16 protein-coding genes are annotated in these 16,049 nt (G+C 62.1%); 9 read left to right on the forward strand and 7 right to left on the reverse strand.

The window, feature by feature from the left end; translation table 11 throughout:
* Window positions 1–93: 93 nt before the first annotated feature.
* The 3 genes from BBF94_RS08385 to BBF94_RS08395 all read left to right on the forward strand — a co-directional run bounded on the left by BBF94_RS08385 (window position 94) and on the right by BBF94_RS08395 (window position 4,716).
* Window positions 94–1,854, forward strand: coding sequence for a sensor histidine kinase (locus tag BBF94_RS08385; protein ID WP_065258572.1), 1,761 nt, complete (start codon window positions 94–96; stop codon window positions 1,852–1,854).
* Complete coding sequence (locus BBF94_RS08390; protein WP_065258573.1) at window positions 1,854–3,182, forward strand: sigma-54-dependent transcriptional regulator; 1,329 nt, start codon at window positions 1,854–1,856, stop codon at window positions 3,180–3,182. The genes BBF94_RS08385 and BBF94_RS08390 overlap by 1 nt, the downstream gene beginning before the upstream one ends.
* A gap of 214 nt (window positions 3,183–3,396) precedes the next feature.
* Window positions 3,397–4,716 carry an MFS transporter gene (locus BBF94_RS08395; RefSeq protein WP_065258574.1) on the forward strand — a complete coding sequence of 440 codons (1,320 nt, stop codon included), beginning with the start codon at window positions 3,397–3,399 and terminating at the stop codon, window positions 4,714–4,716.
* Window positions 4,717–4,845: 129 nt separating this feature from the next.
* On the opposite strand, the gene BBF94_RS08400 is transcribed toward BBF94_RS08395, so the two are convergent.
* Window positions 4,846–5,604, reverse strand: coding sequence for a COG4705 family protein (locus BBF94_RS08400; protein WP_065258575.1), 759 nt, complete (start codon window positions 5,602–5,604; stop codon window positions 4,846–4,848).
* A gap of 345 nt (window positions 5,605–5,949) precedes the next feature.
* On the opposite strand from BBF94_RS08400, the gene BBF94_RS08405 reads away from it, so the two are divergent.
* Entirely contained in the window at window positions 5,950–6,267 is a 318-nt protein-coding gene (locus tag BBF94_RS08405; RefSeq protein WP_065258576.1) for a hypothetical protein, read from the forward strand.
* A 129-nt stretch (window positions 6,268–6,396) separates the two neighbouring features.
* Entirely contained in the window at window positions 6,397–7,026 is a 630-nt protein-coding gene (locus tag BBF94_RS08410) for a flavin reductase family protein (protein WP_065258577.1), read from the forward strand.
* Between the two features lie 6 nt (window positions 7,027–7,032).
* On the opposite strand, the gene BBF94_RS08415 is transcribed toward BBF94_RS08410, so the two are convergent.
* Together BBF94_RS08415 and BBF94_RS08420 are read right to left on the reverse strand one after the other, a co-directional pair.
* Complete coding sequence (locus BBF94_RS08415; RefSeq protein ID WP_065258578.1) at window positions 7,033–7,275, reverse strand: hypothetical protein; 243 nt, start codon at window positions 7,273–7,275, stop codon at window positions 7,033–7,035.
* 41 nt (window positions 7,276–7,316) lie between these two features.
* Window positions 7,317–7,670, reverse strand: a complete 354-nt coding sequence (locus BBF94_RS08420) for a putative quinol monooxygenase (RefSeq protein ID WP_065258579.1) — start codon at window positions 7,668–7,670, stop codon at window positions 7,317–7,319.
* 335 nt (window positions 7,671–8,005) lie between these two features.
* Between BBF94_RS08420 and BBF94_RS08425 the strand changes: the two genes are divergently transcribed.
* Window positions 8,006–8,935: an AraC family transcriptional regulator gene (locus tag BBF94_RS08425; RefSeq protein WP_065258580.1), complete on the forward strand. Its 930-nt coding sequence runs from the start codon at window positions 8,006–8,008 to the stop codon at window positions 8,933–8,935.
* Between the two features lie 32 nt (window positions 8,936–8,967).
* Here the strand turns inward: BBF94_RS08425 and BBF94_RS08430 are convergent, their stop codons facing one another.
* Together BBF94_RS08430 and BBF94_RS08435 are read right to left on the reverse strand one after the other, a co-directional pair.
* Window positions 8,968–10,416 (reverse strand): aldehyde dehydrogenase family protein, encoded by a 1,449-nt coding sequence (locus BBF94_RS08430; protein WP_176704435.1) that lies wholly within the window; start codon window positions 10,414–10,416, stop codon window positions 8,968–8,970.
* Window positions 10,416–12,053, reverse strand: coding sequence for a 5-guanidino-2-oxopentanoate decarboxylase (locus BBF94_RS08435; protein WP_065258582.1), 1,638 nt, complete (start codon window positions 12,051–12,053; stop codon window positions 10,416–10,418). The genes BBF94_RS08430 and BBF94_RS08435 overlap by 1 nt, the downstream gene beginning before the upstream one ends.
* 139 nt (window positions 12,054–12,192) lie before the next feature.
* Here BBF94_RS08435 and BBF94_RS08440 point away from each other — a divergent pair, with 139 nt between their 5' ends.
* Window positions 12,193–13,071 (forward strand): LysR substrate-binding domain-containing protein, encoded by an 879-nt coding sequence (locus BBF94_RS08440; RefSeq protein ID WP_065258583.1) that lies wholly within the window; start codon window positions 12,193–12,195, stop codon window positions 13,069–13,071.
* Between the two features lie 122 nt (window positions 13,072–13,193).
* Here BBF94_RS08440 and BBF94_RS08445 read toward each other — a convergent pair whose 3' ends face one another.
* Together BBF94_RS08445 and BBF94_RS08450 are read right to left on the reverse strand one after the other, a co-directional pair.
* A complete protein-coding gene (locus BBF94_RS08445) occupies window positions 13,194–13,808 on the reverse strand; it encodes an NAD(P)-dependent oxidoreductase (protein WP_065258584.1) in 615 nt (204 codons plus the stop codon).
* 46 nt (window positions 13,809–13,854) lie between these two features.
* Entirely contained in the window at window positions 13,855–14,733 is an 879-nt protein-coding gene (locus BBF94_RS08450; protein ID WP_065258585.1) for an MBL fold metallo-hydrolase, read from the reverse strand.
* A 114-nt stretch (window positions 14,734–14,847) separates the two neighbouring features.
* Between BBF94_RS08450 and BBF94_RS08455 the strand changes: the two genes are divergently transcribed.
* Together BBF94_RS08455 and BBF94_RS08460 are read left to right on the forward strand one after the other, a co-directional pair.
* Window positions 14,848–15,753 carry a LysR family transcriptional regulator gene (locus BBF94_RS08455; RefSeq protein ID WP_218060134.1) on the forward strand — a complete coding sequence of 302 codons (906 nt, stop codon included), beginning with the start codon at window positions 14,848–14,850 and terminating at the stop codon, window positions 15,751–15,753.
* A 41-nt stretch (window positions 15,754–15,794) separates the two neighbouring features.
* Window positions 15,795–16,022: a hypothetical protein gene (locus tag BBF94_RS08460; RefSeq protein ID WP_065258587.1), complete on the forward strand. Its 228-nt coding sequence runs from the start codon at window positions 15,795–15,797 to the stop codon at window positions 16,020–16,022.
* Window positions 16,023–16,049: the final 27 nt, after the last annotated feature.

Here is a 16,049-nt window from a genome sequence, read left to right on the forward strand (position 1 = left end):
TCGAAAAGGCGGAACCGCCGAATCGAGCATGCGTGGGAGACTCCGCCCGCGCATGCTATCGTGCCCGCCCCACCTGCCAACCGCTGACCCAGCATGCTGCCGACTTCCCGTACCCTGCGTCTGTTGCTATACACCCTGCTGATCCTCGCCGGCGCCGCCCTCGCTGCAACGCTTGCGATCCGTCACGCCGAACGCCAGGCGCTGGTGGAGGACGCCGCCCGGGCCAACCAGCAACTGGCGCTTTACGCCAACTCGCTGCACACCCTGATCGACCGCTATCGCGCCCTGCCCGCCGTGCTGGCGCTGGACCCGCAATTGCGTGCGGCGCTGGCAGCTCCCGTGGATGCCGAGCAGCAAGCGGCGCTGAACCTGAAGCTGGAAAAAATCAACGGCGCCGCACAATCCTCCACCCTTGAATTGCTCGATCACACCGGCCTTGCGGTAGCCGCCAGCAACTGGCGTCTGCCCAGCAGTTACGTTGGCCACAACTACGGCTTTCGCCCGTACTTCAGTCAGACCCGCACCCAGGGCACCGGGCGCTTTTATGCGGTCGGGGTGACCAGCGGGATTCCCGGTTATTTCCTGTCCAGCGCGGTGCTCGGCGACAACGGCGAGTTCCTCGGAGCGATGGTGGTCAAGCTGGAATTCCCGGAGCTGGAGCGCGAATGGAGCCACGGTAACGACACGCTGCTGGTCAGCGATGCCCGGGGCATCATCTTCATCGCCAACCAGCCCGACTGGCGCTATCGCCTGCTGCACCCGCTGACCCCGGCCGATTACCGGGAGATCAAGACCACTCGCCAGTACGACAAACAATCGCTGGTGCCGCTGACTCATCTGTCGCTGCGCCGCTTCGATGACAACAGCGACCTGCGTCGGGTCGAGGGGCCGCAGGGCACGGCAGATTATCTGTGGGAATCCCTGCCGCTGACGGCCGAAGGCTGGACCCTGCACCTGCTGCGTCGTCCGCAGCTGTCCTTCGAAGACCAGCGCAATGCCGGGCTCGCCGCCGCCGGGGTGTGGCTGGCGCTGGTGTTCCTGTTGTTGTTCCTCAATCAACGCTGGCGCCTGGCGAAAGTGCGCCAGCGCAGCCGCGAAGAGCTTGAGCAACTGGTCGAGGAACGTACCCGGGATTTGCGCACTGCTCAGGATGGTCTGGTGCAATCAGCCAAACTGGCGGCCCTCGGGCAGATGTCCGCCGCGCTGGCCCACGAAATCAATCAGCCGCTGACCGCCCAGCGCATGCAACTGGCGACCCTGCGCCTGCTGCTCGATCATGGCCGCGTCGATGACGCCTGCAAGGCGCTCAAACCGGTGGACGAGATGCTCACGCGTATGGCAGCCCTCACCGCTCACTTGAAAACCTTCGCCCGCAAGAGCCCCAGCGGTTTGCGCGAGCGGCTGGACCTGGCGACGGTGGTCGATCAGGCCCTGCAATTGCTGGACGCCAGAATGCGCGACGAACAGGTCAGCCTCGTGCTGCACCTGACCCGTCCGGCCTGGGTGCGCGGCGATGCAATTCGTCTTGAGCAAGTGCTGATCAACCTGCTGCGCAACGCCCTCGATGCGATGCAGGGCAAGCCTTGCAAACGTCTGGAAATCCGTCTGGAAGCCGATGAACAGTTGTGGCGCCTGAGCGTCATCGACAATGGCGGCGGCATTGCCGAAGAGCATCTGAGTCAGGTGTTCGATCCTTTCTTCACTACCAAACCGGTGGGCGACGGCCTCGGTCTGGGACTGGCGGTATCCTTCGCCATCGTCCATGAATCCGGCGGTCGCCTGAGCGCCGAGAATGGCGACAACGGCGCGGTGTTCAGCCTGACCCTGCCGATCGATCTGGAGGCGCATATCTGATGCTCAACGCGGTGATGGTGGTCGATGACGAAAGCAGCATCCGCAGCGCCGTCGAGCAGTGGCTGAGCCTGTCCGGATTCGAAGTGCAGCTGTTCAGCCGCACCGAGGATTGCCTGGCGGCGCTGCCGAAACACTTTGCCGGGGTGATTCTCAGCGACGTGCGCATGCCCGGCCTCAGCGGTCTTGAGCTGCTGGCCGAAGTCCGGCGCCGCGATGCCGACCTGCCGGTGATCCTGCTTACCGGCCATGGCGATGTCCCGATGGCAGTCGAAGCCATGCGCGACGGCGCCTATGATTTTCTCGAAAAACCCTTCAGCCCCGAGACCCTGCTCGGCAGTCTGCGCCGGGCGCTCGACAAACGCCGGCTGGTACTGGAGAACCGCGCACTGCACACGCAGGCCGACAACCGCGCGAAACTCGACGCAACGTTGCTCGGTGTGTCCCGTGGCTTGCAGACCTTGCGCCGGCAGGTGCTGGATCTGGCGACGCTGCCGGTCAACGTGCTGATCCGTGGCGAAACCGGCAGCGGCAAGGAGCTGGTCGCCCGCTGCCTGCACGACTTCGGCCCCCGCGCCGACAAACCCTTCGTGGCGCTCAACTGCGCAGCGATCCCGGAGCAGTTGTTCGAAGCCGAGTTGTTCGGCCATGAGAGCGGCGCCTTCACCGGGGCTTCCGGCAAACGCATCGGCAAGCTGGAATACGCCGATGGCGGCACGCTCTTTCTCGATGAAATCGAAAGCATGCCGCTGGCCCAGCAAGTGAAACTGCTGCGGGTGTTGCAGGAGCAGAAGCTGGAACGATTGGGGTCGAACCAGAGCATTCGTGTGGACTTGCGCATCGTGGCGGCCACCAAACCCGATCTGCTGGACGAAGCCCGAGCCGGGCGCTTTCGCGAGGATCTGGCGTATCGCCTGAACGTTGCGCAGCTGCACCTGCCGCCGCTGCGGGATCGTCGCGAAGACATTCCGTTGTTGTTCGAAGCGTTCGCCCAGAATGCCGCCCAGCGCCTGGGCCGAACCTTCCCGCCGCTCAGTGGTGCGCAATTGAGCCATCTGCTGAGTCACGACTGGCCGGGCAACGTTCGCGAGTTGGCGAACGTCGCCGAGCGGCAGGTGCTGGGGCTGGATGAGCCGGTGCAGGGTATCGATCCGGGCCAGTCGCTGGCGGCGCAGCAGGAGGCGTTTGAGGCGCAGTGTTTGCGAGCTGCTTTGACCCGGCACAAGGGCGATGTGAAAGCCGTACTGGAAGAACTGCAACTGCCCCGGCGCACCTTCAATGAAAAGATGCAGCGGCATGGTTTGACCCGGGAAATGTTCGTACCCGATTGATCGCTCCCACGTGATCGTTCCCACGCTCTGCGTGGGAACGATCAGATAGGCGGAAATCCGCTCATTCATTCCTGGTCATCGGCAAAAACCCGCTCAACAAATCTCCCTTCCCCCTCTAAACCGGCCCTCTCCCCGTTGGCACAGCTCCTGCTATAGCCCCCGCAGGCTGCGCTTCGACGCGCCCCACAAAAACAATTAAACGAAGGATCCTTCAATGGATAACTCCAACGCCCTGCCTCTTGGGTCGGCAGCCGTGCCGGTCAAAGAAAAAACCACCGCCAGTCGCATCAAGTCGATCTTCAGCGGTTCCGTCGGCAACATGGTCGAGTGGTATGACTGGTATGTCTATGCCGCCTTCTCGCTGTACTTCGCCAAGACCTTCTTCCCCGCCGGTTCCACCACCGCCCAATTGATGAACACCGCCGCGATCTTCGCCGTGGGCTTTCTGATGCGCCCGATCGGTGGCTGGCTGATGGGCCTGTACGCCGACAAGGTCGGCCGCAAGAAAGCGCTGATGGCCTCGGTGTACCTGATGTGCTTCGGCTCCTTGCTGATCGCCCTCAGCCCCGGTTATGAAACCATTGGCATCATCTCGCCGATCCTGCTGGTGTTCGCCCGCTTGCTGCAAGGTCTGTCGGTCGGTGGCGAATACGGCACTTCGGCCACCTACCTGTCAGAAATGGCGACCAAGGAACGTCGCGGCTTCTTCTCCAGTTTCCAGTACGTGACCCTGATTTCCGGCCAGCTCATCGCACTCGGCGTGCTGATCGTGCTGCAACAGATACTCACCACCGAACAGCTGTACGCCTGGGGCTGGCGCATTCCGTTCGCCATCGGCGCGCTGTGCGCCATCGTGGCGCTGTACCTGCGTCGCGGCATGGAAGAAACCGAATCCTTCGTGAAAAAAGAGAAGTCCAGGGAAAGCGCCATGCGCACCCTGCTGCGTCACCCGAAGGAACTGCTCACCGTGGTCGGCCTGACCATGGGCGGTACGCTGGCGTTCTACACCTACACCACCTACATGCAGAAATACCTGGTGAACACCGTCGGCATGAGCATCTCCGACTCCACCACCATTTCGGCGGCCACGCTGTTCCTGTTCATGTGCCTGCAACCGATCATCGGCGGCCTGTCCGACAAGATCGGGCGTCGTCCGATTCTGATCGCCTTCGGCGTGCTCGGGACGATCTTCACCGTGCCGATCCTGATGACCCTGCACACCATCCAGACCTGGTGGGGCGCGTTCTTCCTGATCATGGCGGCGCTGATCATCGTCAGCGGCTACACCTCGATCAACGCCGTGGTGAAGGCCGAACTGTTCCCGACCGAGATCCGCGCCCTGGGCGTCGGCCTGCCGTACGCACTGACCGTATCGATTTTCGGCGGCACCGCCGAATACATCGCGCTGTGGTTCAAGAGCATCGGCATGGAAACCGGCTACTACTGGTACGTGACCGCGTGCATCGCGGTGTCCCTGCTGGTGTACATCACCATGAAAGACACCCGGAAACATTCGCGCATCGTCACTGACTGATCGGGTTTATTCAGCCACTGCAATGGTGGCTGTTCTGGCCCCATCGCGAGCAAGCTCGCTCCCACATTGGATCGGCGTACAACTGACCCTGTGGGAGCGAGCTTGCTCGCGATTGAAGTCACCTCGATATCAGGACAACTCGGCAACGCCCTGTTTACCGCCATAACGCTTCTGCGCATAAGACGCGCCCACGATCATCACCAGCAGAATCCCCCCCAGCACCGCCGACGAACCGATGGTGCCAAAATCCAGACCGCCCTTCTCATGGGACTTGGTCATCAAGTCGCCCAGGGTCGCGCCAAACGGCCGGGTCAGCACGAACGCCACCCAGAACAGCGCGACGGTCGAAATCTTCGTGAAGTACTTGAGCAGCACCACCACGGCAATCGCCGAGCCGATCAACAGCGCGCCGCCGGCAAAGCCCAGGCCCGAGTCGTCCGCCAGGTAATCGCCGAGCGCGGTGCCCAGAGTGTTGGAGAACAGGATCGCCATCCAGTAGAACATCTCGCCGCGAAAGCTCTGCACCTTGGTGACATTGAGCGAGTCGCCGCTCAGGCGCCACGCCGCAAAAATTGCCAGCAGGATCGCGATCAGGATCATGGAACCGGTGGCATAGCCCAGCTCCAGCGTGCGGTCCATGAAGTCGGACATGGTGGTACCGGCGGTGCTGGTCGACAGGATCACGATCCAGTACAGCAGCGGCTTGTAAGTCCTGGACATCAGTTGCGTGACCAGCGTCAGGACGAACACGCTGATGAGGATCAGCGAGCTCATCGCATAGCCGACGTTGAGGGTCATCGACAGCAAATCCCCTGCGGTTTCCCCGAGGGTCGTCGCGCAGATTTTCATGACCCAGAAGGCCAGGGTGATTTGAGGCAGTTTGTTCATTGCAAGCAAAGCTCCAGTGTGTGACGGCCGGTTCTTGGTTTTCTGGCCGCCGGCAGACTGGCGTTGCGAGGGTGAAAAACCGGTCGGGAATGTATGAAAAATCTGTCACACAAGCCAAAAGCGGCGATTAATCACCGGTTAATGCCCCTGCCGCATCCTCTACCTGCCTGATCGATTGACTGCGCGTCGCTCGCTCCCACGACGAAGCGAATTGAATGCGCCGCACTTAATATCTAGTTAATCGATTGTTTTTAGCATTATTTTGCGCTTTTTAATCAATTTAGTTGGCGTAGCATAAATCCCATGCAAGACATCGCCAACGACTAACGATTCTGGAGAACGACCATGAAAACCAAACTGATCCTCGCCCTGACCCTGTCCGTACTGGCTGCCAACACCTTCGCCGCCGATGGCTCGGACAAAACCAAGTCCGCCGATTTCATTTCCGGCGCCAGCGCCGCCATCGAAACCCGCCACTCGGGCGCCTACGCCGCCGACGGTTTCGATAAAACCAACGTCGGCAAAGCCGTTGCGGCCGATGGCTTCGACAAGACCGGTACGGCTGCAGCCGTTGCGGCTGACGGTTTCGACAAGACCGGCACCGCCGCTGCCCTCGCTGCCGACGGTTTCGACAAAACCGGTACCGCCGCAGCCATCAGCTGATCGGCGAATGCAGACACCGAAGCCCGGCCATTGCCGGGCTTGTTCATTTCTGCAGAACCTGCATTTGATCTTCGCAGGCTGGACTTGCACTATTGCCCGCTTCCGAAAGCCTTCAGGAACACCCTCGCCATGTCCGATGACATCCATTTCTATGAACCGGCCAACGGCCACGGTCTGCCCCATGATCCGTTCAACGCCATCGTCGGCCCGCGTCCCATCGGCTGGATTTCTTCGCAGGATGCCGAGGGTCGGCTGAACCTGGCGCCCTACAGTTTTTTCAACGCGTTCAACTACATTCCGCCGATCATCGGGTTCTCCAGCGTCGGACGCAAAGACAGCCTGAACAACATCGAGCAGACCGGCGAGTTCGTCTGGAACCTCGCCACCCGGCCATTGGCCGAGCAGATGAACCAGAGCTGCGCGGCGGTCGCGCCCGAGGTCAACGAGTTCGAACTGGCGGGTCTGACGCCGGTGGCGTCGAAGGTGATTGCCGTGCCGCGCGTGGCCGAAAGCCCGGTGTCCTTCGAGTGCAAGGTCACGCAGATCATTCAGTTGCAGCGCGCCGACGGCGAGACGGTGCCGAGCTGGCTGGTGCTCGGCGAGGTGGTCGCCGTGCACATTGCCAAATGGCTGTTGAAGGACGGGATCTACGACACCGCCGCCGCAGAACCGATTCTGCGCGGCGGCGGGCCGGCGGACTACTTCCAGCTGGGGCCGGAAGCCTTGTTCAAGATGTGGCGCCCGGGCGCCGTCAAGTAAACGGAGTTACCAGATCAGCTCGGCGTCATCAGTGACGCCCTTGAGCTTGTCCAGCTCATTGATGGCCGCTTCATCGGCGGCGATGGCACCAGGGAATACCTGGTCATTCAACAGTTTGTGAAAGCGTGGCGCACCGCCGTCAACCAGGGCCTTGACCGCGATTGCCGCGAAATAACCCTTGTTGCTGCCCAACTCGACGGGGACTACAGCGGAAACCGCTTCGAAGTGTTCGAATTCTTTACGTGCCATGTCGCAGGTCCTGGCTGTCAGATAGGTCGGCCATTAAACCCTCAACCGGCGAGTTTGTGTATCGGCGCGCAACCCTGGCCCGGCGCCTGCGCCGCCGACACGTCTTTAAACGTATGGAAATCCAGGCTGTTGACCACCAGGTCCTGCACCAGCTCGGCAAACACTTCCATTGACGGGCTGCTGAAATAGGCGGTCATCGACTGTTGGTTGCTCCAGAAACCGGAAACCAGCCACAGCTCGGGATCACACTGTGAATGCTGCAGGGAAAAGCTCAGGCAACCGGCGGCGGCACGGGACGGTTCGATCAGCGCGCTCAGGCGCATGCCGAGTTCCGCCGAACGCCCGGCGCGCGCTCGAACGAAGGCCATATGACTGACGGGAATCTGCTTGGACATGTTCAACCCTCCCAGGGAGTCGCGTGGCAGCCGGGGACGGGCTGCGACAGGATCCAAGGTTAAGGGCCGGGCAATGCTCGCCGTTAGTCGATTCCTGCCGTCGCATTGCACAATCCTGCGAGACTGTCTTTCAGACCTGTAACAGATCGTGAATCGCTGTCACTGTCCTGTCACACCGGTTTCGAGCAAGTTTTCCGCAATGCGCCCTGTCATGTCTGGGCAGGCACGCAACGCCATGCAGGATCAGGCAAGCATTTCGCAGGATGTGTCTACCGCTTGCGCTTGCACAAACTTATGCTCTGCTCCCATTCCATCCCTTGCCGAGGAGGCTGTGCATGACGTCATTCGATCGTTTTCAGGCGCCGCCGGATGCCGACATGGAAAAGCAACGCGAGGAACTGGCGGCGATCATTCGTCGCAACACGTCCGAAGATGGCAGTTATGCCACCGCTGTCGGCTCGCTGTTCATGTCGCGCCACACAAAATCCCACGAATTCGCCCCGGTGCTCGCGCAACCGGCGCTGTGCATCATGGCCCAGGGTCGCAAAGAGGTGCGGCTGGCGGACGAATACTTCAATTACGATCCACTGAATTATCTGGTGGTCTCGGTTTCGATGCCGCTGAGCGGGCGGGTGGTGAATGTCTCGCCCGAAGAGCCGATCCTCGCCGTACGCCTGGACATCGATCCGGCGGAGATCACCGCACTGATCGCCGATGCCGGCCCGATGGGCGTGCCGACCCGGCCCACCGGTCGCGGTCTGTATGTGGAAAAGATCGACAGCGCGATGCTCGATGCGGTGCTGCGTCTGGCCCGTCTGCTCGACACGCCGAAAGACATCGCCATGCTCGCGCCGCTGATCCGCCGGGAGATTCTCTATCGCCTGCTGCGCAGTCCGCAGGGCCATCGGCTCTACGAAATCGCCATCGCCAACAGCCAGAGCCACCGCATCAGCCAGGCGATCAAATGGCTCAACGGCAACTTCGAACAGCCGCTGCGCATCGATGATCTGGCGAAGGAAGTGAACCTCAGCGTCTCGACCCTGCATCACCGGTTCAAGGCGATGACGGCGATGAGTCCGTTGCAGTATCAAAAGCAATTGCGCCTGCAAGAGGCGCGGCGCTTGATGCTGGCTGAAGGACTGGAAGCCTCGGCAGCCGGGTATCGGGTGGGTTATGAAAGCCCGTCGCAGTTCAGCCGCGAGTACAGCCGTTTGTTCGGCGCGCCACCATTGCGGGATCTGGCGCGCCTGCGCTTGAGTGTCTGAAAATGACCTCCCCTTTTCAGGGGAGGATGCGATCAAAGCGCGCGAACCACGTGTTTGATTTCCTGGAATGACGCCAGACCCCATGGCCCCAATTCGCGACCGATGCTGCTCTGTTTGTAACCACCCCACGCGGTCTGCGGGAAGATCACCTGCGGCGCGTTGACCCACACCATCCCGGCCTGAAGGGCGTTGGCGACGCGTTCCGCCGTATCGCCATTGCGCGTGACCACGCTGGCCACAAGACCGAACTGGCTGTCGTTGGCCAGGGCAATCGCCTCGGCTTCCGAAGCAAAACTGCGCACGCAGATCACCGGGCCGAAGATTTCTTCACACCACAGCGCACTGTCGAGGGGCACTTCGGTGAAGATCGTCGGCTGCAAGAAATAGCCGCGCGGCAGATCCGCAGGGCGATTGCCGCCACAGATCAGCCTGGCACCGGCGCTCAGTCCACGGTCGATGTGGCCGAGCACTCGCTGGTACTGCGCCTGATTGACCAGTGCGCCCATCTCGACGTCCGGATCGAACGGATCGGCCACGCGGATTTTCTCCGCACGGACCTTCAGACGAATCAGGAATTCATCGGCCACTTCATCGGCGACCAGCACCCGGCTGGTGGCCGAGCACATCTGCCCGGCGTTGAAGAAACCGCCGCCGCAGGCCAGCTCCACCGCCAGATCAAGGTCGGCGTCTTCCAGGATCAGCAGCGAGGATTTGCCGCCCAGTTCCAGGCTCACCCCCTTCACGGTTTCTGCGGCGCGCTGCATCACCTGCACACCGACGGCGTTGCTGCCGGTGAAGGACACCTTGGCGATGCGCGGATCCGCCGACAGCGGCGCACCGACAGCCAGACCGGTGCCGCACACCAGGTTGAACACGCCGTTTGGCAGACCGGATTCGGCAATGATGGCCGCCAGTTCCAGTTCCGGCAACGGCGTGACTTCCGATGGCTTGAGCACCACGCAGCAACCGGCGGCCAGGGCCGGGGCGAGTTTCCACGCGGTGGTCACCATCGGGAAATTCCACGGCACGATCAGCCCGACCACCCCGCACGGCTCGCGACGCAGACGTGCGCTGAAGTCGTCGCCGGGCAGCGGCACGTTGCTGTCCTGTTTTGCATCGAGGCCTTCGGCGAGTCCGGCGTAGTACTCGAACGTGGCGATCACGTCGTCGACATCGATGCCCGCTTCGAACAGCGGTTTGCCGTTGTTGCTCGACTGCAACTTCATCAAATGTTCGCGGCCATTGCGCACGCCATTGGCGATGTTGCGCAGGATCACCGCTCGTTCGGTCCCGGTGGTTTTCGACCAGCCCTTGAAGGCTTCGGTCGCTGCCGTTACCGCTTGATTGACGGCACTTTCATCACCGCCGTTGACCGTGGTCAGCAGCGCTTCGGTGGCCGGGTTGATGACGCGCAGGTGTTCGCGACCGGCGGACCATTGGCCGTTGATGTACAGGCCGTCGAGTGTGGTCGGGAAATTCATCATTGGGCCACCGCCTTCATCCATTGGGTCTGGTCGATTTCGATCAGGGTCGGGCCCTGACGATCGCTGGCAGCGCGCAGTGCACCGCGCAGGTGTTCGGCCGAGCTGATCGCTTGCGCCGCACACCCCAGGGCCTTGGCCACGCCGATGAAGTCCGGGGTGTAGATGTCCACGCCCACCGGTTCGATGGCGCGGTTGACCATGTATTTCTTGATCTCTTCGTAACCCTGGTTATTCCACAGCAGGATGATCACCGGGGTGCGCGCCTCAACGGCGCTGGCCAGTTCCGACAGGGTGAATTGCAGACCGCCGTCGCCGATCAGGCACACCACCGGCGGACGTGCGCCGTGTTCCGGATGGCCGCCGAGCCAAGCGCCAATCGCCGCCGGCAAGGCATAACCGAGCGTGCCGTAACCGGTGGACGAGTTGAACCAGCGGCGCGGGCGCTCCGGGTTGAAGGTCAGGTTGCCGGTGTACACCGGTTGCGTGGAGTCGCCGACGAACACCGCATCCGGCAGTTCGTCCAGTACGGTTTCGAGGAAGCGGGTCTGGGCCAGCGTCGGGGCGTCCCAGGTCGCTGCCAGGTCTTCACGCAGACGGGCGGCTCGCACTTGGCCCCAATCGTTGCAGCGTTCTGCCAGCGCTTTGTGCGACAGCGCACCAAGCAGCGCTTGCGCTGCGTTGCGCGAGTCGGCGACCAGCGCCACATGTGGCGGGTAGTTGCGCACGGTCTGGTCGGGATCGATGTCCACGCGCAGCAGCTTGCCGGGGATTTCGAAACCGCCGGCGAAGGTCACGTCGTAGTCGGTTTCCGCCAGCTCGGTGCCGATCGCCAGCACCACGTCGGCATCGGCCACCAGGGCGCGGGTCGCTACCAGGCTTTGGGTCGAGCCGATCAACAGCGGATGGCTGGAGGGCAGCATGCCTTTGGCGTTGATGGTCAGGGCTACCGGCGCATCAAGCCGCTCCGCCAGAGCGGTGAGTTCGGCAGCGGCATCGATGGCACCGCCACCGGCGAGGATCAGCGGACGCCGGGCGTCGGCCAGCAGTTCGGCCATGCGGCTCACGGCGGCCGGCGCGGCACCGGCGCGGTCGATGTTGACCGGCACGCTGGTCAGCAGTTCGTCGGCTTCTTCGACCAGCACGTCCAGCGGAATTTCGATGTGCACCGGACGCGGACGCCCGGCCTGGAACAATGCGAACGCACGGGCCAGTACACCCGGCAATTCGGACGCCGACATCAGCGTGTGGGAGAACGCCGCCACACCGCCGACCAGCGCGCTCTGGTTCGGCAGTTCATGCAGCTTGCCGCGACCGCCGCCCAATTGGCTGCGCGACTGCACGCTGGAGATCACCAGCATAGGGATCGAATCGGCGTAAGCCTGACCCATGGCGGTGGTGATGTTGGTCATGCCCGGGCCGGTGATGATGAAGCACACACCCGGCTTGCCGCTGGTGCGGGCGTAGCCGTCGGCCATGAAACCGGCGCCTTGCTCGTGACGCGGAGTCACATGGTTGATGCTCGAACGGGCCAGCCCGCGATACAGCTCCACGGTATGCACCCCGGGAATGCCGAACACCTGCTCGACCCCGTAACCTTCGAGTAACTTGACCAGTACTTCGCCACACGTCGCCATGTCTTTGCCCTTCTTGTTCGTTGAGGCACCGGTCTTTAAAGGGACCGATGATTGGCCTCATTGAAACGGGCGACCCGTAGCCGCAACAATCGATAAAAGCTCATACTAGCCATGTCCTCACGTCATGGCTTGGATCCACATGAAACGACTGCCTCCCCTGCCCGCCCTGCACACGTTTCTGATCACCGCGCAGTGCTGCAACTTCACCCGGGCCGCCGAGCAGTTGCACATCACCCAAGGCGCAGTGAGCCGGCAGATCGCCGGGCTGGAGAAACATCTGGGTTATGAGCTGTTCATTCGCCTGGCCCGGGGCCTGGAACTGACGGCCGAAGGTCGCGAATGGCTGCCGCGGGTGCAGCAGGTGTTCAGCCTGATCGGCGATTCGGTGGAGCAGATCGGCGCCAGGCGCGAGACCCTGCAATTCAAGGCACCGAGCTGCGTGATGCGCTGGTTGTTGCCACGGCTGTTGCAATGGCAACGCGAGCGCCCGGACGTGCCGGTGAAACTCACGGCGTCGTTGCAACACGGCGTGGACTTTCATCGCGAGCAGTTCGACGCCGCCGTGATCTATGGCCCCGCTCCCCACGAATCGCCTGCCGCGTTGCATCTGTTCGATGAACAACTGACGCCGGTCTGTTCGCCAACGTTGCTCAAGGGCTCACCGGCCCTGCACACGCCGTCGGACTTGCAACAACATCTGTTGTTGCATCCGACCCATACCGATGACGACTGGACACTCTGGCTTGAAGCCGCCGAACTGCACTTGAACAACATCAGCAGCGGCCAGCATTTCGAGACGCTGGATCAGGCGATGTCGATGGCGTCCCACGGGACAGGCGTGGCGATTGGCGACTGGTCGTTGATCGGCGATGACTTGAGCGCCGGGCGACTGGTGATGCCGTTCGATCTGAAGGTGAAGACGGGACTGGGCTATTACATCGTGGCGCCGGCGTCGGAGCCATCGGCGAAGTTGCAGGAATTGATGGGCTGGCTGGTGGAGCAGGCTCATACCCGCTGAACACCCCAATATCCTGTGGGAGCGAGCTTGCTCGCGAATACGGTGTGTCATTCAACGTTGATGTTGACTGATTCGCCCTCTTCGCGAGCAAGCTCGCTCCCACATTGGATTGGTGTTGAGATTCAGTAACCGACGGTAAACCGCTGACGCGAATGCTTCGGCGTTTCCACTTCGTCGATCAGCGCAATCGCGTAGTCGGCAAAGCTTATCGAGCTCTGGCCTTCGGCGCTCACCAGCAAGTCATCCTTGCCGACGCGGAATTTGCCGGTGCGCTCGCCTTCGAAGAACAGCGCCGACGGCGACAGGAAGGTCCAGTCCAGTTCCTTCTCCTGACGCAGGGCATCGAGGAACGCCGCACCGGCGCTGGCTTCGGCCTTGTACTCGGCCGGGAAACCGGCGCTGTCGATCACCCGGGTGCCGTCCGGCAGCAACAGCGAACCGGCACCGCCGACCACCAGCAGGCGTTTCACCCCAGCCTGCTTCACCGGGCCGATCAGCGCACTGGCCGGCACCGTGGCGAAATGCGCGGCGCTGATCACCACATCGTGACCGGTCACGGCGGCTTGCAGCGCGGCAGCGTCCAGCACGTCGACGTTCTGGCTGACCACACCGGCGCGGGTGCCGATCTTCGAGGTATCCCGGGCGATGGCGGTGACGCTGTGGCCGCGACGCAGGGCTTCTTCCAGCAATTGGCTGCCGGCACGGCCGGTGGCGCCAATGATTGCGATCTTGCTCATGACATTCTCCAGTTGGCTTGAGAGTGCTGCGTTTTTCAGAATCGGGTTACCACTTCATCTCGCCCTTGGCGACCTTGGCGCTCAGCTCCAGGGAGCTTTCCTCGCCCAGTGTCGGGTAGCGTTTTTTCATCGCGGCAATCAGCGCGGCAGAGTCCTTGGCCTTGGCGGTTTCTTCGTCGAAAGCCTTGATGTAGTCGGCGGTGAATTTCACGGCGGCCAGCGAACGGGTGCTGTCACCCAGGTAATGACCCGGTACCACGGTTTTCGGTTTCAGGGTTTCGATCGAGTGCAGGGTTTCCAGCCAGTCGGCGTGGGATTGTGCAGTCTGGGTGTCGGCCATCCAGACGTGGATGTTCTCGGCGACGACCACACCGCCAACCACGGCTTTCAACGATGGAATCCACACGAAGCTGCGATCCGGTTGCTTGCCTTCCAGGCCGACCACCTGCAGTTTCTGCCCCTCGAGCATCAGGCTGTCGCCCTTGAGCACGCCCGGCACGATGGTTTTGGCCGGCACGTCGGCGCCCATTTTCGGGCCCCAGAAGGCGAGTTTGCCGTCGACGGTTTGCTTGATGTGATCGACGGTCGGCTGCGAGGCCAGCACCTTGGCGTTCGGGAACGCCTTGGTCAGGGTATCGAGACCGAAGTAGTAATCCGGGTCACCGTGGCTGATGTAGATGGTCGTGAGTTGCTTGCCGCTGGCGCGGATCTTTTCCACCACTTGCTCGGCCTGGGACTTGCCGAACTGGGCGTCCACCAGAATCGCGTCCTTCTCACCGCTGACCAGCACCGAAGTCACCGGGAAGATAGCGTTGGTTCCAGGGTTGTAGACATCGAGACTCAGGTTAGCGGCCGCTGCGTGGGCAGCGAAGCCGAGTGTGGCGGTGGCCAGTAAAACGCGCTTGAAAGTAGTGAAGCCGATCATGGGTTGCTCCGCAGTTCGAATGCCGTGTTTGGCGATGGGACAGAGCTTAGTTGCCAGACTCATTACAAAAAATGCGATGCTTGAACATAGTTTGTTTCTGAAAGCGGGCAAATCATGGATCGTCTCCAAGCAATGCGGGTGTTTGTCACGGTGGTGGATCTGGGCAGCCAGTCGGCGGCGGCCGATCATCTGGACCTTTCGCGGCCGGTGGTGTCGCGGTATCTGGCGGAACTGGAAGACTGGGTCGGCGCGCGCCTGATGCATCGCACCACACGCAAACTGAGCCTGACCGCCGCCGGCAACGAAATCCTGCCGCGTTGCCGGCAGATGCTCGAACTGTCCAGCGACATGCAGGCCGCCGTCAGCGAACCCGACGACGCACCACGGGGTCTGTTGCGGATCAGCGTCAGCACCTCGTTCGGCCAGGCGCAACTGGCCGATGCCATGGCCGCGTTCGTCAAACGCTATCCGGGCGTCAGCATCGACCTGCAAATGCTCGATCGCACGGTGAACCTGGTGGATGAACGCATCGATCTGGCGATCCGCACCAGCAACGACCTCGACCCCAACCTGATCGCCCGCCGCCTGACGGTCTGCCGCTCGGTGGTTTGCGCGGCGCCCGCCTATCTGCAGGAACATCCGCAGCCACAGCGGGTTGAAGATCTGAGCCGGCACAATTGCCTGACCCACTCCTATTTCGGCAAGAGCCTGTGGCATTTCGAAGAGGATGGCGAGCCGGTTTCGGTGCCGGTGCAGGGCAACATCAGCGCCAACGAGGCCAGCACTCTGCTGCGTGCCACACTGGCCGGTGCCGGGGTGGCTATGCTGCCGACCTATCAGGCCGGCGTGCATATTCACAGTAGCGAACTGGTGCGCCTGCTGCCCGACGCCGAACCTCGGCGGATGAACATCTATGCGGTGTACGCCTCACGCAAGCATATGCCGGCGGCACTGCGCAGCATGCTGGATTTCCTGGTAGTGCGATTTCCCGAAAACCCGCAATGGGATGTCGGCCTGTAAACAGGCTCGCACCGCAGCTGGCAACTCGCCGGCGCTGACCTATGCTGAAAGTAGTACCCACGGGTATTCGTTCAGAGGTCACCGCCATGATCATGAGCACCAGAACAAGAAGATACCTCGCGATTTTCATCACCTGCGCAGCCACGCTTGCGCTGTACGGCACCGCGGCATGGCGCGTGGAGCAGTTGCGGCAACTGCCCCGTGAATACGCGAGCTGCAACTTCGAGCGCTGCATCCCTCACAACGCCACCCTCAACGCCCTGCGCTGATACAGGTCGTCTGTGGGAGTGAGCTTG

It is taken from the genome of Pseudomonas bananamidigenes, from assembly GCF_001679645.1.
Lineage (GTDB): Bacteria > Pseudomonadota > Gammaproteobacteria > Pseudomonadales > Pseudomonadaceae > Aquipseudomonas > Aquipseudomonas bananamidigenes.